This window comes from Rubrobacter calidifluminis (assembly GCF_028617075.1).
GTDB classification, from domain to species: domain Bacteria; phylum Actinomycetota; class Rubrobacteria; order Rubrobacterales; family Rubrobacteraceae; genus Rubrobacter_E; species Rubrobacter_E calidifluminis.
The window spans coordinates 125755-143889 of the sequence record NZ_JAQKGV010000009.1 but is presented as its reverse complement, the minus strand read 5'-3'; the positions used below and the strand labels follow the sequence as shown (position 1 = coordinate 143889).

At 64.8% G+C, this 18135-nt stretch carries 20 protein-coding genes; 3 read left to right on the top strand and 17 right to left on the bottom strand.

Annotation, left to right across the window (positions count from 1 at the left end; all coding sequences use genetic code 11):
- Positions 1 to 37 precede the first annotated feature (37 nt).
- From PJB24_RS09180 to lysA, 5 genes are all read right to left on the bottom strand, one after another.
- Positions 38 to 508: a GbsR/MarR family transcriptional regulator gene (locus tag PJB24_RS09180; protein ID WP_273845062.1), complete on the bottom strand. Its 471-nt coding sequence runs from the start codon at positions 506 to 508 to the stop codon at positions 38 to 40.
- A gap of 111 nt (positions 509 to 619) precedes the next feature.
- Entirely contained in the window at positions 620 to 1636 is a 1017-nt protein-coding gene (locus tag PJB24_RS09175) for an FTR1 family iron permease (protein WP_273845060.1), read from the bottom strand.
- 149 nt (positions 1637 to 1785) lie between these two features.
- Positions 1786 to 2394, bottom strand: a complete 609-nt coding sequence (locus tag PJB24_RS09170; protein ID WP_273845058.1) for a MerR family transcriptional regulator — start codon at positions 2392 to 2394, stop codon at positions 1786 to 1788.
- A gap of 37 nt (positions 2395 to 2431) precedes the next feature.
- Entirely contained in the window at positions 2432 to 2872 is a 441-nt protein-coding gene (locus PJB24_RS09165; RefSeq protein ID WP_273845074.1) for a QcrA and Rieske domain-containing protein, read from the bottom strand.
- Positions 2873 to 2976: 104 nt separating this feature from the next.
- Positions 2977 to 4233 carry a diaminopimelate decarboxylase gene (lysA, locus tag PJB24_RS09160; RefSeq protein ID WP_273845056.1) on the bottom strand — a complete coding sequence of 419 codons (1257 nt, stop codon included), beginning with the start codon at positions 4231 to 4233 and terminating at the stop codon, positions 2977 to 2979.
- Between the two features lie 129 nt (positions 4234 to 4362).
- On the opposite strand from lysA, the gene dapC reads away from it, so the two are divergent.
- From dapC to dapE, 3 genes are read left to right on the top strand one after another with little or no spacing between them, the layout of a single operon-like run.
- On the top strand, positions 4363 to 5523 hold the full coding sequence (gene dapC / locus PJB24_RS09155) for a succinyldiaminopimelate transaminase (protein WP_273845054.1): 1161 nt from the start codon (positions 4363 to 4365) through the stop codon (positions 5521 to 5523).
- 49 nt (positions 5524 to 5572) lie between these two features.
- Positions 5573 to 6379: a 2,3,4,5-tetrahydropyridine-2,6-dicarboxylate N-succinyltransferase gene (locus tag PJB24_RS09150; RefSeq protein ID WP_273845052.1), complete on the top strand. Its 807-nt coding sequence runs from the start codon at positions 5573 to 5575 to the stop codon at positions 6377 to 6379.
- Positions 6376 to 7452: a succinyl-diaminopimelate desuccinylase gene (gene dapE, locus PJB24_RS09145; RefSeq protein WP_273845050.1), complete on the top strand. Its 1077-nt coding sequence runs from the start codon at positions 6376 to 6378 to the stop codon at positions 7450 to 7452. The genes PJB24_RS09150 and dapE overlap by 4 nt, the downstream gene beginning before the upstream one ends.
- Before the next feature lie 269 nt (positions 7453 to 7721).
- Here dapE and PJB24_RS09140 read toward each other — a convergent pair whose 3' ends face one another.
- The 12 genes from PJB24_RS09140 to PJB24_RS09085 form a co-directional block, all read right to left on the bottom strand.
- Positions 7722 to 8588: an ABC transporter permease subunit gene (locus PJB24_RS09140; protein WP_273845047.1), complete on the bottom strand. Its 867-nt coding sequence runs from the start codon at positions 8586 to 8588 to the stop codon at positions 7722 to 7724.
- Entirely contained in the window at positions 8588 to 9490 is a 903-nt protein-coding gene (locus PJB24_RS09135) for an ABC transporter ATP-binding protein (RefSeq protein WP_273845045.1), read from the bottom strand. Before PJB24_RS09135 ends, PJB24_RS09140 begins: the two co-directional genes overlap by 1 nt.
- 6 nt (positions 9491 to 9496) lie before the next feature.
- Positions 9497 to 9751, bottom strand: a complete 255-nt coding sequence (locus PJB24_RS09130; protein WP_273845042.1) for a hypothetical protein — start codon at positions 9749 to 9751, stop codon at positions 9497 to 9499.
- A gap of 10 nt (positions 9752 to 9761) precedes the next feature.
- Positions 9762 to 10322 carry a stage II sporulation protein M gene (locus tag PJB24_RS09125; protein WP_273845071.1) on the bottom strand — a complete coding sequence of 187 codons (561 nt, stop codon included), beginning with the start codon at positions 10320 to 10322 and terminating at the stop codon, positions 9762 to 9764.
- 50 nt (positions 10323 to 10372) lie between these two features.
- On the bottom strand, positions 10373 to 11095 hold the full coding sequence (locus PJB24_RS09120; protein WP_273845041.1) for an ABC transporter ATP-binding protein: 723 nt from the start codon (positions 11093 to 11095) through the stop codon (positions 10373 to 10375).
- 3 nt (positions 11096 to 11098) lie between these two features.
- A complete protein-coding gene (locus tag PJB24_RS09115) occupies positions 11099 to 12961 on the bottom strand; it encodes a hypothetical protein (RefSeq protein WP_273845040.1) in 1863 nt (620 codons plus the stop codon).
- Between the two features lie 97 nt (positions 12962 to 13058).
- Entirely contained in the window at positions 13059 to 13289 is a 231-nt protein-coding gene (locus PJB24_RS09110; protein ID WP_273845068.1) for a circular bacteriocin, circularin A/uberolysin family, read from the bottom strand.
- A gap of 2 nt (positions 13290 to 13291) precedes the next feature.
- The gene (locus tag PJB24_RS09105) at positions 13292 to 13744 is read right to left on the bottom strand and encodes a hypothetical protein (RefSeq protein ID WP_273845038.1); all 453 of its coding nucleotides are present in this window, start codon (positions 13742 to 13744) and stop codon (positions 13292 to 13294) included.
- A gap of 185 nt (positions 13745 to 13929) precedes the next feature.
- Positions 13930 to 14442: a hypothetical protein gene (locus PJB24_RS09100; protein ID WP_273845035.1), complete on the bottom strand. Its 513-nt coding sequence runs from the start codon at positions 14440 to 14442 to the stop codon at positions 13930 to 13932.
- A gap of 422 nt (positions 14443 to 14864) precedes the next feature.
- Positions 14865 to 15743, bottom strand: coding sequence for a hypothetical protein (locus PJB24_RS09095; RefSeq protein WP_273845034.1), 879 nt, complete (start codon positions 15741 to 15743; stop codon positions 14865 to 14867).
- Positions 15744 to 15857: 114 nt separating this feature from the next.
- Positions 15858 to 16460: a response regulator gene (locus tag PJB24_RS09090; RefSeq protein WP_273845032.1), complete on the bottom strand. Its 603-nt coding sequence runs from the start codon at positions 16458 to 16460 to the stop codon at positions 15858 to 15860.
- A complete protein-coding gene (locus PJB24_RS09085; RefSeq protein ID WP_273845030.1) occupies positions 16457 to 18028 on the bottom strand; it encodes a sensor histidine kinase in 1572 nt (523 codons plus the stop codon). Before PJB24_RS09085 ends, PJB24_RS09090 begins: the two co-directional genes overlap by 4 nt.
- Positions 18029 to 18135 lie beyond the last annotated feature (107 nt).

Genomic DNA, 18135 nt, shown 5'->3' with positions numbered 1-18135 from the left:
GTCTTGGTGAGGCCCGCCGTCCGGATCACGGCCCCCATCAGCCCTCCCCCCGCTCCCGGACCCAGCGCTCCAGCAGCCGGGGCATCTCCCGCTCCAGATACCCGTAGAGGCTCCTGACCTCCTCGAGCGCCCGCCGGGAGCGCGGGCTCGCCCCCTCCATCACCCCGAGCCCCCGCTCGGCGAGGGACCGGAACGTCGCGTACGTCCCGGCCTGCTGCCGCACCAGCTCGCTCCAGTCCGCCCGCGCCCTGAAGTAGTCCTTCCTCTCCCCCGGCCGCCTGCCCCGCTCCACGATACCGAGCCGTACGAGACTGCGCGTAGCCCCACTCACCGACCCCCGGCTCACCCCCAGCGCACCCGCGATCTCCTCCGCCGTCCTCTCCGGCGGGTCGGAGACCAGCAGAAGCCCCATCACCCTCCCCTGCACCCTCGGCAGCCCGAATCCAGCCCAAAAAGTCGCAAACCCCTCGACGTACTCCCGCCGCTCCTCGTCCAGCGAAACTCCCATACGACCCATTCTATTCGGTATTTTCGAAAATTTCAATATTTTTTGAAAAACCAAGCAAAAGAAAAGGGCCGCGCGAGCGGCCCCGGTGTGGTTTCAGCGGGTGGCGTACATCTAGGCTTCCCAGGTATTTTCGCGGAGGGTCATTTCGCGTCCCTCCTCGCGGGCCTTCCGGCGGGGACGCCAGATACGGACGTACTCCGCGCCGAGGTAGGAACCGATGACGAGGAGGGCGGCGACGACCTGGGCGAGGAGGCCTTCGAGGGTGGGGAAGACGGCGAACCACATCCCCATCCAGCCGGGGATGGGTATCGGGAGGGTGGTGGTCGGGAGCCAGTGGGCGAGCTGCATCTCCTGCACGCTCTCGCCGACCATGACGACGAGCACGAGGCCGAGCATAACGCCGGTGACGATGAGCATCTTCTTGTAGGGGAGCTTGTGCTGCATGGAGAAGGTGAGCACGGCGACGCCGAGGGTGAGCCCGAGCCCGACGGCGGTCCCCAGAAGCACCTCCTCGGAGCCCACCTTAAGCCTCAGGTTCTGCAGGAAGAGGACGACCTCGAAACCCTCCCGGTAGATGGCGGAGAAGCCGAGCAGGGCGAGGCCCCAGAACGCTCCGGAGAGCGCGCCCCCCGAGCGCTCCATCACCTGTCGGCGCCGGCGGTGGTGCATCCCGATCCAACCGGTCCAGTAGATCTTGTGGAAGAACCAGTTCATCACCACGAGGAGGACCAGGATCGCCAGGAGCCCGGTCGCGGCCTGCACGTCGAGCGCCGGCGCGTTTACCGCGGAGATTATCGCGACGACGATGAACCAGGTCGCTATCGTTGCGGCGAAGCCCACCCCCGATCCGGTCGCGACCGGCTTCCAGAATCCTCCCTTGTTACGCATCAGACCGGCGGTTATCGCCGAGAGGACGAGTATCGCCTCGAGCCCCTCGCGGAAGACGAGTATGCCGCTGTTCAGTATCGCGGAGGCCGGGCTCAGGTTACTCGCCTGGCTCGGGTCCGGCGGGTTGCCACCCCACTCGACCGCCTGCCACACCATGATCCCAGCGACCAGCGCCGCTATCAGCGCCACCGCGAAGGACCAGGGGTTCACGAGGTTGCGTAGTTTGGAGTTTTGCAGCATGAAAACCTACCCCCTCCGGGATCCAGCACCCCGGCTATAGCATCGGCTATATACAAATGACAATCATTCGCAACAACCACACTGGCAAGGTAACCCCGACGGGGCTCGGGAGTCAAGCGAGAGGACGGTGTGGTGTGAGCCAGATCAAATCACCCACCGAAGAGGCGGCGGAAGAAGCCCCGGCGTTTTTTGAGCGACTCGAGTTCGGCTTCGAGGCGGGTACGTTCTTCGGCGAGGGCGGACTTCTCTTCGACGAGCCTGATGCGTTCCTGGATGAGACGCTCGCGCTCGGCTTCGAGGCGGGACTTCTCCTCTTCGAGGGTGGAGATCGTCTTCTCCTGCAGCTCGCGCTGGTACTCGACGAGGTTGAGCCGTTCTATCTCGGACCAGAGGCGGTCTATCTCGACGCGGGCGGCGTCGCGTTCACGCCTTATCTCCTCGAGCTGGCGGTTGCGCTCCTCCAGGCGCGTCTTGTAGTCCTGCCCCTGCTGCAGCAGGCGCTCGTAGCGTTCGAACGGGACGGCGGGGAGCCGGGAGGAGCCTTCGTCCCCTATCACCTCGCCCTCGAATATCTCTTCTTCCTCCCTGAGTTCCCGGGCGAGACGGCGCACCTCGGAGAGCGCGAAGGAGTATTCGCCCTCCTCCGAGCGTGCGGCCTCCAGGCGACCTTCCTCTACGTGGCGGCGGACCTCATCGGTGGAGCACCCCAGGATCGCCGCCGCGCCCCCCAGCCCGATGCGCTCCTCTGAAGGATCCATACGGGCATTCTACTTTAGCTTCGAGCCTTCTGGAACCTCAGGTCTTCACGACCTCTCCGCCTTCCATCTTCACCGGGATCTTCGGGAGCGGCCGCGGGGCCGGGCCACGCAGGACCTTCGCCCCGTGGGCCGGGTCGTAGACCGAGCCGTGACAGGGGCAGACGAGATCCCCGCTAGACTTCTGGTAGGCGACGGTGCATCCCATGTGGGTGCACACCGCGGAGTAGGCCACGAACCGTCCGGTCTTCAGGTGGATCAGGACGGCCGGCTGACCGGAGCTGGTGAACTTCACCGCCGAGCCCGGTGGCACGTCCCGGGCCTTCGCTATAGCCTTGCCGGTGGAGGACGTGCCCTTCCTTCCCGAGCCGGGGCTTCCGGAGCCGCCCCCCGTCCCGCCGCAGGCGGCGAGCACCGCGCCCGAAGCCGCCCCCGCCCCGAGAGACAATCCGAGCCGGATGAACCTCCCGCGCGAGATCATCCCATCCAAGACATCCTCCTCCTCCTTCGCTCGCCGGCACCTTCCACTCGCTGCAGGAGTTATACGCCCCGGCGAACCCGGTGGTTCCGCCTGGATGGGAAGACTCAGAGAAAGGCCGGGATGAGCTCCCCCTTTATCAGGTCGGCGTAGTGTTCGCGCTCGCGCACCACGGCCCAGCGGTCACCCCGCACCAGGACCTCCGCCGGGCGGCGGCGGGAGTTATAGTTGGAGGCCATCGAGAAGCCGTACGCTCCGGCGCCCATCACCGCGAGCACATCCCCCTCGCGCGCGTCGGGGAGCTCGCGGTCGCGGGCGAGGAAGTCCCCGCTCTCGCAGACCGGCCCGACGAGGTCAGCGTGCACCGTACCCCGGCCGTCCTCGAGCGGGAGCACCTCGTGGTAGGCATCGTAGAGGCTCGGGCGGAGCAGGTCGTTCATCCCGGCGTCGGCGACCAGGAACGTCTTCTCGCCCCCCTGCTTGCGGTAGAGCACGCTCGTCAGAAGGACCCCGGCGTTGCCGGCGATGTAGCGGCCCATCTCGCAGAGTATCGTGGCCCCCGTCGCGGCGAGCGAGGATCGTAGCGCTTCGACGAGCTCCCTGGGGGTGGGTGTCTCCTCGTCGTGGTAGCGGATGCCTAAGCCCCCGCCGATGTTGAAGTAGCGGATGTCGTGTCCGGCGTCCCTCAGGTCCTCGACGAGCGCGGCCGTCTTCTCGACCGACTCGACGTAGGGGGAGGTCTTGAGCAGCTGGGAGCCGATGTGCTGGTGGATCCCGATCAGGTCGACACACCGGTACTCTTCCATCCTGCGCGCGAGCGCGGCGGCCTCCTCGAGAGGGATGCCGAACTTGGCGTAGGAGTGCCCGGTGGCGATGTGAGGGTGCGTCTCGGCCTCGACGTCCGGGTTGACCCTGAGAGCGACCCGGGCCCGCTTGCCGTGCATCACCGCGAGCCGCGAGATGCACTCCAGCTCGCCCGCCGACTCGACGTTGAACATCAGGATGCGCTCCCCGAGACCACTCACCAGCTCGTCCTCCGTCTTCCCCACGCCGGAGAAGACGACCTTCTTGGGGTCGAAGCCGGCCCGCATCACCCGGTAGAGCTCTCCGCCGGAGACCACGTCCGCCCCGGCCCCGAAAGAGGAGAGCGCCCTCAGGATGGCCAGGTTGCCGTTCGCCTTGACCGCGTAGCAGATCATGTGCTCCAGCCCGGCCCCCGAGAAGGCCTCGTCTAGCCCGCGGTAGGCCCGCTCGAGCGCCGCGTGGCTGTAGACGTAGACCGGGGTTCCCGCCTCGCGGGCTATCTCGGAGAGGGGTACGTCCTCGCAGAAGAGAGCGCCCCCCTCGCTGTGGAACTCGTCCAACGGAAGTTACCTCCTTCTCGCCCTTTCACCTCACCTGACCCGGATGTTACATTTCCCGCCCGTCGAAGTCGACCCTCGACCGGAATATACTCCTTATCGTCTCTCTCCGGAACGACGGGCGAGGAGAAGATGGAACGAAAACCCCACACGAAACGGCTGATCCTGAACCCCGCGCTGGAAGCCGGCGGGGATTACCCCCTCCTGCAGCTCGACGAACGCCGCCGGGAGCTGGAGCGGCGGGGCGTCGAACTCTTCGACTTCGGCACCGGTGACCCGCGCGAGCCGACCGACGAGAGGATAAGGCAGGCCCTTACAAACGCCGTCCCAGAGGTGAGCCGCTACCCGACCGTGAGCGGCTCGAGGGAACTGCGCGAGGCTTTCTGCGGCTGGATGCGGCGCCGCCACGGCGTGACGCTAGACCCGGAGACGGAGGTTATCCCCGCGAACGGCTCCAAGGAGGCGATCTTCCACCTCCCGTTCGCCTTTCTGCACCACTCCCACGCCCGCAAAGGCGTCGCCTACGGCACGCCGGGCTACCCAGTCTACGAGCGCGGGACCGCCTACGCCGGGGGGGAGCCGCTGCCGGTGCACCTGCGCCGCGAGGATGGTTTTTTGCTACCGCTCGAAGAGGTAGACCCGGAGAGGGCCAGGATGCTCTGGATCAACTACCCGCACAACCCGACGGGCTCCTCCGCCCCACGCACCTACCTGGAGGAGGTGGCCGCCTTCTGCCGCGAGCATGACATCCTGCTCCTCTCCGACGAGTGCTACAGCGAGATCTACTCCGGCGAGCCGCCGCCTTCGATACTGGAGGTGAGCAGGGAGCGCACCCTGGCCGTCTGCTCTCTGTCCAAGCGCAGCGGCATGACCGGTTACCGCACGGCGATGATCGCCGGGGACGCGGAGATGATCTCCGCCCTGAAGCGGATGCGACCCTCCGTCGGTGTCGCGACCCCCTCCTTCGTGCAGGCCGCCGCGACCGCCGCCTGGTCCGACGACGCCCACGTCGAGCGCCGCCGGCGCATCTTCGGCGAGAAGCGCGCGCTCTTCACGGAGTTCTTCGAGAGGACGGGCATCCCCTACCTTCCCACAGAGGCGAGCTTCTACCTGTGGGTCGCAGCCCCCGACGGGGACGACGAGGCGTACGCCCTGCGGCTGCTCGAGGAGGGCATCATAGTCGCCCCCGGCCGCTCGTTCGGCCCCGGAGGAGAGGGCTACGTAAGGGTCGCGCTCGTCCCCTCGATCGAGGAGTGCCGCAGGGCCATAGGGCGCTGGGAGAGGCTTTGCTAAACTGCTCCCGGTCCGGGAAGAGGTGTTCGAGGATACCGGAGGGAAGCCTTTGAGAGAGAGGATAGAGGCCGCCTATCGAGACCGCGGGCTGCTCGAGGAAGAGGAGTACAGGCAGGCAGTCTTCGACGCCATCGCGGCCCTGGACCGCGGTGAGATCCGGGTCGCCGAGAAGCACGGCGGCGAGTGGCGCTCGAACGCCTGGGTGATGCAGGCGATAAACCTCTACTTCGTCGTAGCCGAGATGCGCACGATAAACTCGGGTCCCTTCGAATACCGCGACAGAATACCGACGAAGAAGAACCTCGCCGAGGCGGGGGTGAGGGTCGTGCCGCCGGGGACGGTGCGCTACGGAGCCTACCTCGAGCCCGGCGTGGTGGTGATGCCCGGCTACGTCAACATCGGAGCCTGGGTCGGAAGCGGGACGATGGTCGACACCTGGGCGACGGTGGGCTCGGGCGCCCAGATCGGACGCAACGTCCACCTCTCCGGCGGCGCGGGAATAGGCGGGGTGCTCGAGCCGCCGGGGGCGATGCCGGTCGTGATCGAAGACGGAGCGTTCATCGGATCTCGCGCCATCGTCGTCGAGGGGGTGCGCGTCGGGGAGGAGGCGGTGCTGGGGGCGAACGTGGTGCTCACGGCCTCCACCCCGATAATAGACGTTACCGGGGAGAGGGAGGTCGTCCACCGCGGCTACGTCCCGCCGCGCTCGGTCGTCGTCGCGGGGAGCCGCCCGCGCGAGTTCCCGAGCGGCACCTACCAGCTTCAGGCGGCGCTCATCATCGGGCGGCGCAGGGAGTCGACCGACCGCAAGACCTCGCTCAACCAGGCGCTGCGCGAGTTCGGGGTGCCCTCTTGAGGGAGAGGCTGCTCGAGGCGCTGCTCTTCTTCCTCGAGCGCCCGAGCGTCACCGGAGAGGAGAAGCGCCTCTGCGACGACCTCGAGGCGCGGCTGGCAGGCTCCGGGCTCTGGAGCGTCGGGCGCACCTCCAACAACCTCGTCGTCCGACGCCGCACCCCCGACCCTTCGCGCCCGAAGCTGGTCTTCGCCGGCCACCTGGACACCGTGCCGGAGCCGGAGGGCGGTATCCCGGTGCGGGTGGAGGGAGATGAGGTCTACGGCCGCGGGGCCTCGGACATGAAGGGTGGGGACGCCCTGATGCTCGCCCTGATGGAGAACCTGGACTGGGATGAGGCGCGGGTTGAACCCCTCTTCGTCTTCTACGAGCGGGAGGAAGGGCCGCACGAGGAGAACGGTCTCGGGAGGGTCTTCGAGGAGTATCCGGAGGTGCTGGAGGCGAGGCTCGCGCTCATCCCGGAGCCCACCGCCGGGGCGCTCGAGGCCGGCTGCGCCGGGACCGCGCAGGTCGAGGTCGTCTTCCGGGGAAGATCCGCGCACGCCGCGAGGCCCTGGCTGGGGGAGAACGCGATCTCGAAAGCCGGTGGGTTCCTCGCCGCGCTGCACGAGAGTATGCCGGAGGAGGTCGAGATCGAGGGACTCAGGTTCTACGAGGTTCTCACGCCAACCCTCGCCCGCGGCGGGGTCGCGACCAACGTCGTCCCGGACGAGTTTCGTATCAACGTCAACCACCGCTTCGCGCCGGGAAGGGGCCGCGATCACGTGGAGCGGACCTTCGCGAAACTGGCGCGCGAGCACGGGTTCTCCTTCGAGGTGAAGGATTTCGCCGCCGGGGCGCCCCCCGCGCTCGGTGACCCTCTGCTGCAGGAGCTCGCCTCGGAGACCGAGGTGCGGGCCAAGCAGGGCTGGACCGACGTCGCCCGCTTCGCCGCGGCCGGGGTCCCGGCTGCGAACTACGGTCCCGGCATCCCCGAGCAGGCCCACCAGGACGAGGAGCACGTCAGGCTCTCCGTACTTAAGGGATGTTACCGGCGTCTGAAGGATTACCTCAGCGCCATCCGGAGGGCGATATAGCCTGTCATCCCGGCAGGAGCAGGGACACCCGGCGGCTATCCCCCATCACCGCGACGAAGCCTGCGCGCCCCTGAGCACCATGCAGAGCGCCAAGCTCAAAGAGTAATGACTCGCAGACTTACAGCAGCAGAAATACCGCCAAGACCAGCAGCTGGATCTGGGAAGCAGGGAAAGGCCCGCCATACCGGCCCCGCGGTGGGCAAACGAACGAACACCTCTCGGGCATGTACTGAGAAAGCTGCTCCAGTATCGCCCATGCAGGTTGAAGTTCAGGATGTGACCTCTCGCCGGGTGAAGACGAGCGCGGAGAGCACTACAAACCCTGTCAGGTAGGCTGCCAGCACGAGCGAGGTCTGCTGAGGTTCTACGGGCTCTGCAGGGAGAGGACCGGACTGCGGAGTCAGAGCGCTTTGACCGAAAGCTGCCACGAGGTCTGTAGAGTTGCGGCCGGGCAGCGCTCCAACAAAGGTCTCCAGGCGATCGTTGAAAGCCGCAAGGCCGGTCAGAAGGCCCTCCACGACGAGCAGGTAGACGAGCCCGATCCCGACGCTCAGGGCGCCGCTGCGAAGCAAGACGGCGAGGAAGAGACCCATGTAGGCGTTGGTGGCGAGGATCAGCCAGCCCGCCCCGAGCGCTTCGAGCCACCGGCCTGCAGACGGCCAGCTTACGGGGGCTCCTTCGGCGAGGGAGACCGAGTAGCTGCACAGGGCGCCGAGCACCAGGCCGGCGGCAGCGCCGACGAGCACTACGACCCCGACCGCGGTTACTTTGCCCGCGAGCACAGAGAGCCTGCCCGGACGCTGCGTCAGGACGATCTTCAGGGTATCCCATCCGTATTCGCCGCTGACAGACAGCGCGCCGAAGATAAGGGCCACCCCTGCGCCGATCCCTCCGAACGACCGCAGGGTGGTGGCCAGCACGTTTCGCGGGTAGAGCTCGGCGACAGCGCCCTTTGCCGCGACCGGTGCATCCTGCCGGGGTCCCTGCAAGGAAGCCCCGCCGTCCAGCGCCGTGAGCAGCAGATATGTAAGCAGATACCCCAAAAGCACGATCGAGAGCCCGAAGATCGTCCAGAGGATCAATGTCGCCGGGCGCTTCCTGAGCTTGAGCAGCTCCGCCGCGAAGCTCGCGAGCATCAGAGCACCTCCTCTGCAGTAAGTTCCAGGAAGACCTCCTCCAGCGACTGCTCCGCCGGCCTGAGCTCGCTGACGTCCAGGCCCGCTGAGACGTGCCTGCGGTTTATCTCGGCGGCGCGTCCCGGGTCGGTGGTGAGCCTCAGCAGGCCGCCCGAGACCTCGACTTCTTCGACGCCCACGAGCCCCTCCGCTATCTTCGCGGCGTCCTCCAGCGGCGCGGCGCGCACGAGCAGGCCTGCTTTACTGCGCAGCTCGGCGACGGTGCCCTCGGCGACGAGGCGGCCCTTGCGGATGACGCCGACCCGGTCGCAGATCTGCTCGACCTCCCTGAGGAGATGGCTGGAGAGCAGCACGGTCCTCTCGCCGCGACCGAGCCTCCTTATCAGCTCGCGCATGTCCGCCATCCCCTTCGGGTCCAGCCCGTTGGTAGGCTCGTCGAGGATGAGGAGCTCCGGGTCCTTCAGGAGCGCCGCGGCCACCCCGAGCCGCTGCTTCATCCCGAGCGAATATTTCTTGAACCTGTCTTTGGCCCTCCCCGAGAGCTCGACCGTCTCGAGCATCTCGTCCACCCGTGAGGGCAGCGCACCACAGTAGCGGGCGATCACCCTGAGGTTGTCCCTGCCTGAAAGGTAGGGGTAGAAGGCGGGGGACTCCACCAGCGCGCCCACCCTCTTCAGGCCCTCAGGAGCCCCCGGCTCCCCGCCGAGCACGCTTGCCGAACCGGAAGTCGGGCGGACCAGGCCCAACAGCATCTTCAGGGTGGTGGTTTTGCCGGCGCCGTTGGGGCCGAGGAAGCCGTAGACCTCGCCCCGGCGCACCGTGAGGTCGAGGCCGTCCACGGCATTTATCCGGCCGTAGCGCTTGGTCAGATTTCGGGTCTCGACTATCGCATCAGCGTGCATGCAGGATCATCCTTCCAAGAACATCACCACAGTCGATATTAAGAGGAGAGCGAAGCCGCCGGCGGCTATGAACCTCAACGTCTTCGAGCCCCGAAGTGGTCTGGCGACAAAGGCCGCGCAAGGTCCGCCAAAGAGAAACAGCAGCACGAGCCTGGGCTCGAAGAACGAGACGACGAGAGCGGAGATCGCGCTGGCGGGTATGGCCAGTACCAGCAGCTTCTCCGATGTGTCCAGATCTCTGTCTCTCCCCTCTCGCATCAAGTTCTCCTCCTCAGAACGCTTCCATAAGCACGGGCGTCACGTACGCCTCAACGGGCGCAGCGCAGATTATCAGCAGAGCCGCAAGCGCCAGGCCGACCAGGCAGTCTCCGAACGGGTTCTCCACTGACTTGCCTTTTATCGTCGCCAGACACCAGTGCAAACCCTTGAAACCAACGACACCAGCGAACAGCAGCCCGGGTATCTCGAGGAGACCGTGAGGCAGGACCCCCGCGGTGATCTCCACCAGAGACCAGCCCTCGTTCAGCTTTGCGCCGACTGCTATACCGGCACCCATCCCGTTGCCGAACAGGAGAAGCGCCGCGAGGACGCCGAAGGTGACAGAGCCGAGCGCCACCAGCGCGACCGCTACAAGGTTATTGCCGGCGATCCCGAGCGGGTTGCCTGGTGCCCCGAACTGGTCTGCGCCGATCGTCTCACCTCCAGAGAAGCCGTTCACAGCCATTACGCCTCCCGCAAGGGCACCCGCCAGATAGCAACTCAGACAGAGAGCGAAGAGGATCGCATTACGCCGCAGGAAACGTCCTGCCAAGCAGGCGCCGGGGTAGAACACTGACTCCAACGGCCCGGGAGTGGTCCTGCTCTGTGACGAGTCGCGCTCGCTCAAGATGAGCCCCCGGATTGATCTATCGCGTTCAGCACCGACCGCTCGAAACCGGACGTGTCTCCGTCGGTCTCACGCTCAAGGATTATCCTCCCGTCGGATATTATGCTCACGCGGTCGCAGAGGCCGTGGGCAAGCTCTAGGATGTAGGTCGACAGGAAAACAGCTCTCCCAGCGTCTGCGAAGGAGCGCAGAAAGTCTTTCATGAACCGGGAGCTTGGCGGGTCGAACCCGGTCAGAGGTTCGTCCAGAACGAGCACGGTCGGCCCCTGCAGAAGTGCTCCGGCCACGGCCAGCTTCTGGCGCATACCGAACGAGTACGAGCCGATCACGTGTTGCGCGCGATCTGCGAGGCCAAACCGCTTCAAACCATCCTCGACGGCCTTTATCTTCTCATCCTCCGGAAGACCCCAGAGATCGGCGACGAACTCCAGATACTGCCGCCCGGTCAGGTACCTGTAGAGGAAGGGCGAATCCGGTACGAAGCCCACGGCCCTGCGTGTTCGCCGTGGAGCGTCTCGCACGTTCAGACCCGCGATGAACACCTCTCCGGAGTCCTGCGAGACCAGCCCGGCGATGATGCGCATGAGGGTGGTCTTGCCGGCACCGTTGGGGCCCAGCAGGCCGTGGATCTCCCCTGCCCGCACCCGGAGCGACACTCCATCCAATGCCCGCACCTCGCCGTAAGACCTGGTGACCCCGTCTAGCTCTATCGGAAACACGGATCAGGCTCCTCCCCAATGCCGGTGCCCGCGCTGCCGGACCAACAGTACCAATCCAAAAGTAACCAACGCGGCCGACAGGAGCACACCTGCTCCGGTGGCAAGGAGCATCGTGTCCTCTTCCAGGTAACCGAAGTAGTGCAGGATGCCGCATATCGCCGCGGCCTCCAGCGCCAGCGTCAGGTAGAGGCCCGAAGCTATGCTGGAGAGCGTCGAGGCGCGTGGAGAGTTGCCGATCTCCCGGTGGTGCTCCCAGTCGAACCTGGGATAGACCGCGCTGCTCCCCACCTGACTCACCCCACACGCCAGCGCGGACGCGATTCCGATGCACAGCGCGGCACCGAACAACGCTGACGGATACCGCAAGAAGGCGTGAGAGGAAACCAACAAGGTTGAGCAGAACACCGTAAGGAGCACGACCTGAAGGGTCGCCTTAGCCGCGAAGATGCGCATCAGCGGCACCGACGCCCGACGCAACAGATCTATGGCTTCACCCTCCGCGTCGATCGCCGTCACGGGAAGCAGGGCCTCCCCGGCGAAAGAACACAGCGTATAAGAGAAGATCAGAAGAGGAAAAACAGCCTGCCACGAGTGAGCCTGGTAGGCGCCTCCGACACCGAGCCCGACCACGAAGCCGATTAAGGTAGCCATCAGGAACAACATCGTCGAAAACCGTCGACGCACCACCGGAGTTGCCCGGGATAGAGCGCGAAGGTCTTTGGCAAGGATGGGACCAAACCTGCCAGCCACGGCGGACACGCCAGAGGCGACAAACCGGGTAACCCCGTCCTCCCGCATGGATCGCTCGTAGCCCCACTGGGAGCCCATCGGTATGAGGCGCGCAGTCGCCCAAATGACAATGATGGCGACGGGAACGACAACCACGTACGCGAGGACAGTCCACCAGAAAGCCGACACGGCCCGTCCGGAAGCCGCGTCCGCCAGCGAGAAGACGAACCAGTTAGAAGGAAGCCAGGCCCGTTCGGCGAAGGTTTCCACGCTGCGGCTCGCTAGAAAGGTTCTGATCGAAGCCACAACCTCCTGCGCCCCTCCCAACAGACGCGTAACGAGTAACGCAAGGACGCCTGCAAGCCCCGCGGCGACCCCGCAACCCAGCGCGATGCCGGCTGCAGAGGACCCGAAAGCCGCGTGCGTGGAGCTTTTGATCCTGTACCCGACCACCCCCCATGCGCTCCGAAGGGTGACCACAGCCGCCAAGAAGGGTGCGTACAGGGCCGCCCAGGCCAGAAATGCGAGCGGGGAGTTTCCGAGGATCCAGATAGAAGCGGCTACAGCGGGGCCGACCACGAAGAGCCATATCGAGGTCGAACGCACGGCAGCGGCGAGCAAGAAGCGGCACAGCACGAAGGCGCTCGCTGGTACAGGGCTCCGGTAGAGAAGCTCGTAGTCCTCCGGATGAGCCGCCCGCTCCAGACCCTTGACAGCACCTCTGGTCTCTCCCAGCAACACCGTGACCACGGCGATGGCACCTATCTCCTTCAGGTCCGCCATTCCCGCCCCCACCGCGATTTCGATGGCCTCGAAAACGGCGGCGAAGAGCGCGAACGCAACCGTCGCGATGAGCGCGGCCACGGCCAGCCCGACGATGAACCACCCGAGAGTTCGAGTCCGGAACGAACGTTCCCTGAGCGACGATTCCAGGGTCCCGGGAAGGGCTTCGAGCAGTCGATTGTACGCTCTATGGAAATCCACGAGCGACAGCGCGAGCGCCGCCCTCCAGGCACCGTCCCCGCCGAAACGGTGAGCACCACCAGCCGGGCCCCGTCCCGCGATTCGCTCAGCGGGCGAACCCTTCCGGAGAACTCGCTCGATACCCCGAAGCTCGATCCTTGGTTTGGGACTCACGGGCCAATCTCTCTTCTCTGCGCTGCAGATCGGGGCTACGACCTAGCCGGCCGAGCCCCGATCTGCTGTGTACGCAATTGGCGACCCCGGATACCCCCTACCAGGCTGCCGCGTACCTCTCGCCGTAACGCAGCGCCAGCCTCTTGGCAATGGCGACGATGCCGGCAGTAAAGATGCCCGCTTCGACAACCGAAGCCAAAAGCGAGAGTATCAACGCTATATTGGAGAAGGTCACGATTATATCGATGGCCTTTTTGGCCGCGTAGTAGCTGATGCCGAGGTTGGTCGCAAGATCGGCTATCCCGACGGAACCAGGATTTTCCCTCATTCTCAAGGGCGCGTCCGCTCGCGGCGCAGCTCCTGCGCTGAGGCACGCCGCTCCCTCCAGAGGTCGAACAACGTGAACACATAGCCTGTAAAGAGCGGTATCGTCAACCAGAATTGAGTCCAGCCGGCCAGACGCACTCCTTCCTCCCAGGCCGTGGTTCCCACCATGAGACCCAGCTCCAGCCCCATTAGCAGATGATAAAGGGTCTCCAGCGGCGGTCTCAGTAAAGAGGCTCGTCCACTGCGTAATAAGAGACCTGCAATCACAAGGGCCATAGCGGCCGCCGCCCAGATGGCCAGGAAGAATCTGACCTGTATCAAACCGACCGCGGAGCTGGTCTCGTTCCAGTCGAGAATCACAAGTGAGATAACGGCAAAGACCGCAGCTGAGAACACCAGGGCAACCAGAGCCGACCGATACGGTTTCATCGGTCGGCTCCTCTCTCTGTGGTCCATCGCTGTACCTCCTTGTATATGGTTTTACCCAAAGCATATCATGTTAAGTCGTGCTGCAGACATAGATACACCCACGCCCATCACAGCAATACAGAGGGCACCTTAGAGCAGGAACCTCATGGGCACATCATCCTTGAGGTATGATTTTTGGTATGAATTTTTCTCATACCACTCTCTGGAGTGCATCAGGAGCTCATGTGCTCGATGTAACGGTCCTTGTCGCTCGTGTCACCCAGGTACAGCCCCATGTAGTAGCGGACAAAAGCGCTTATCTGGGCTGCCGCCAGCGCTGCACCGGCTGAGAGCTCAACACCACCGGGCATGAGGCGTGCGCACAAAGCCAGCATCAGGGCAGTGACTATTCCCCCGGCGAAAGCCTCCCCCATGCCGACCCATAATTTGCTGGATACCAGGTACCTCAAAGCCCAAAGCAAGAATCCGTCGATCAGGAAATCAAAGAGGAGTACGGATGCCGTGGAGGCCATCACCACCAGCCACAGCAGATCCAATAGCCCGGCGCTGATTACCGTCTGCGGGTACAGGAAGTCTATCACCAGCAGCGCCACCACCGAGGTGATGGCAGTTGTAGCAATGAAAGCCGTTACCAACATCACAAAGATGCCAGCCGTGGTTACTAACAGCACCGGTGCGATCCAGAAAAATCCGAAAACGATAAACGCTGCGATGCAGATCTTCAATATATTTTCTACCGGAACGATGACGCTTTGCCTCCCTCGCTAAACCATTTCACCGCTCTCTGTCAGCCCCTTCGAATTTCATCCTGACCAGAGTCCAAACTACCAGCGTCACAAGTGCTGCGATCAGTAAGACAAACACCCAATCTGGAGCATTCAGCCGCTCAGCTACGAAGTTCAGCAGAATGAGAAGCGCTAGGGCGAGAAGTCTCCTGCCTCTATGGGTCTTTGGCACCAGTCTCAAAAAGAACCCCTTTCCGCACACCTGCATTCCTGAGATTTATCGTAGATATCTGCGTTCCATACAGTTGTTTTGGAGGATTCATCGCCAATATACCAAGGCTATAGCCGCCCCGGTGTATCTCTAGTTGCGACTACGCATATACCAACAAACGGTGGAGTCTTCGCGACAGCGTACCTCCTACTTAGAAACAGGCGTCAACCACACTACCAAGGCTGAACAACGCGAGAAGCGGACCATACACATCCTCCCCGGATACTATGGCTGCTCTTCTCGCCGCGTACCTGATGGCAGCCAGCCTCCCAAGGCCTCTGCCTCGAGCTACTCGGTAAGCGTTCACAATTATCCGCGCAAATCTATATGCCCCACCAACAGCCCTGATAGCAGCTCTGATCTTCAAGATCTTAGCTATCCCTATAGCGTTAGAGACAAGGGCAACACCTATAGCAGATGCACATCCAAAGATACCTTGTGGCTGGTAGATTCCAGCCAGTTCCGCGTCAACTCCGATTCTATTACTCAACCATTCCCTGGTTGCTTTTTCTCCCTGCACTATTACCGAGTCCGGAAGATCCTCAACTGCAGAAAAAGTGTCAACGAGTGCTTGCTGATCTATCTCGCTTCGCGCAGCATAGGCTGGGGAGGCCATTCCAAGAACACCGAATACCAAAGCAGCTCCACCCAAGCCTCTCAAGAACTGCCCGCGACTCATCCCATCCACGCCCCTGCCAGTCGATAGGTCCGAACCTTCGCAGGCAGCGCCCATGTCGCCCAAGATCCTCATAATCTTCCAAGTGTCGGAAAGACCCAGAGAACGGCTCAGCATAATCACCATCCGCAAGCCGGTCCAGACCCTAACCTCACCGTTGTTGCCTACCTCTAACAGCGTCGGCGCCCACGGGGCATCCTTGCCCAAAGCCTGCTCCCGCCAGTGCTCGACCTGCGGCTCGTGGAGGCTCCTGACCTCAAGCCTCTCTCCGACAGCCTCCTCTATGCGCTGCGCCAGAGCGCTACACGCCGCACACCCCCCATCGTAGCCCAGAACGAGACGCCTGCCTCTCATGCTCTCTCCCCCTTTGCTCTCTGCTCCCTGCAGGAAACACCTTAGAGCAGGAGCTTCACGGGCACATCATCCTTTTGGTATGAATTTCGGTATGAATTTTTCTCATACCATACTCTAGAGCTGCTCTTCTCCGTCTCCCGGAAGGAGATCCCTTCTGCTTGAGACTCCGAGTTTCTTGAGGATGTTGGTGACGTGGCTCTTTACGGTAGGGAGACTCACGCCGAGCTCTTCTGCTATCTGGCGGTTGGGGTGGCCGAGCAGCAGCCGCTCGTAGACCTCCCGCTCCCTGGGCGTGAGGGCGGCGGGGCCCGCCTCGTCACCCTGCTCCCCGAGCAACCACACCCTCTTGCCGGCGCAGGTCTCCCGGACGGCCTCCCGGAGCCTGGCCGGATCCTCACCCTTGTGCACGAAGGAGTCGGCCCCGCAGAGCATGGCCTCCCGAACTTCTGCCGGGGCGTTGTACGCGGTGTATACGAGGACGTACGGCGGATCGGCAAGACACTTCAGGCTGCGGCACAGCGGGAGGCCGTCGCCTCCCCTCAGGCGGAGGTCCAGGAGCACCAGGTCGGGACGCAGCTCGGAGGCGAGCCGCAGCGCTCCGGCGGCGTCCGGGGCCTCTCCGACGATCTCGACGCCACCCTCCAGCCCGAGCGCCGTCCTGATGCCCAGCCGCATGGCCGGGTGGTCCTCCACCAGCAGAACCCGCGCTCTTTTCATCCCTCCTCGAACCTCAACTGCACGGTGGTCCCTCTGCCCGGGGAGGAGATCACCTCCAGCTCTCCCTCGGCCCTCCGGGCCCTCTTGCGCATGATGGCGAAGCCCGTTCCCCGCCGCACCGCGCCCTCCGGAAGCCCCCGGCCATCGTCCCTGATCCGCAGGATGAAGGTGGGGCCCACGCGACGGGACTCCAGCCAGACGTTCCTCGCTCCAGAGTGCCTGGCGGCGTTCCACAGGGCTTCGCTGGGCACCCGGTAGGCCGCGGCCCGCTCCTCAGGACCGAGATCCGAGAGATCGGCCCGCAGATCCTCGCGGGTTGCGATCGCGAAGTGCTCCCTGGTCTCACAGAGCCGCTCCCGGAGCATGCCGACGACGTCCAGCTCGCCGCCCTCCCCGCAGCGGGCCTGGATCTCTTCGATCGAGCGCCCCACCTGGTGGCTCGCCTCCCTGGAGGCGGCTACGGCCTCGTCGAGGATCCTCTCGGCGGCCTCCTCGCCTTCCTTCTCGCGCACCTCCCTGTAGGAGCCGATGAGCAGCGCCGCGGCGTGCACGTTCTGCTTCACGGTGTCGTGCAGCTCCTCCGAGATCCGGGCCTGCTCCAACCGGCCTATGGCCCCGTCGCGCTGGCGGCGCAGGCGATGGACCGCGTAGGCGAAGACGGAGATCCTCACGGCCAGATAGAGCGCAAGCACGGCCCCGGAGAACGCGACGAATCGGGGCACCGGGGGATGCAGGGAGGTCCAGAGAAAGACCACAGCGAACTGCACGGCCGGGGAGAGCGGCCCGAACCAGAAGGCCGCCTGGCGCCAGGGGTGGACGCCCAGCTCCAGCGGCGAGCTCTCTAGCGCCGAGGAGCGCCGGGCGGCGAGGGAGACGAGGACGGGACCGCAGAGCCAGAGGAGATGCTGCCACAGGGCCGGCGGACCACCGCCGGAATGGCGCACGCCCAGAAGATAGGCGAACTCGGCTGCGAAGAGCGCCAGCACCCCCAGAGCCAGCGGCCGCGCGAACGGCGGGCTCCCGTCCACCCCGGCGAGCACGAGCCCCAGGTAGAGCAGCGCGGCCTCTGCCACGGGCCCGCAGAAGTCGGCGAGCGTCTCCGGCCAGCCGTAATCGGCCGCGAGCTCCGCCGGGGAGGCCACGAATACCGAGAAGAGCACCCCCAGCGAGAGCCCGACGGCGAGCGCGTCGGCCCAGGCCACGTACCCCGCCCTCCTGCTGACCGCGAAGATGCCCAGCAGCAGCGCCCCGAACAGCAGCAGGACCCCGGCCGCGTGGCACACCGTCGAGAAGGGCAGGCCGGGCTCGCGGGCCGGGCTCCACAGGGGACTCCCCACGAGGTAGAGGAGAAACCCGGCGCACATCGCTCCCCAGAAAAGCCTCCCGGCCCCCCGGGACCCCGCACAGGCCCCGGCAAGCGAAAAGGCAACCAAGAGTACGACAGGAAGATACAGAACCGCCAGCGGCAGATCCCACCCGGCAAACCCGCCCCTCGTCCCGGCCAGCACGCCAGCGACCGCCGCACTCCACAGGGCGAGTGCGACCAGCGCCCGGCCATACACCGGCATCGAAAAGGCATTCCTGCCGTGCGACAAAACCCGCAGCCCCCCGAAGACGAAGCTCCCCGCCGGTTGCAAGAACAGGCTAGGCCATGCGGCGGGCCGGGTCAAGGTAC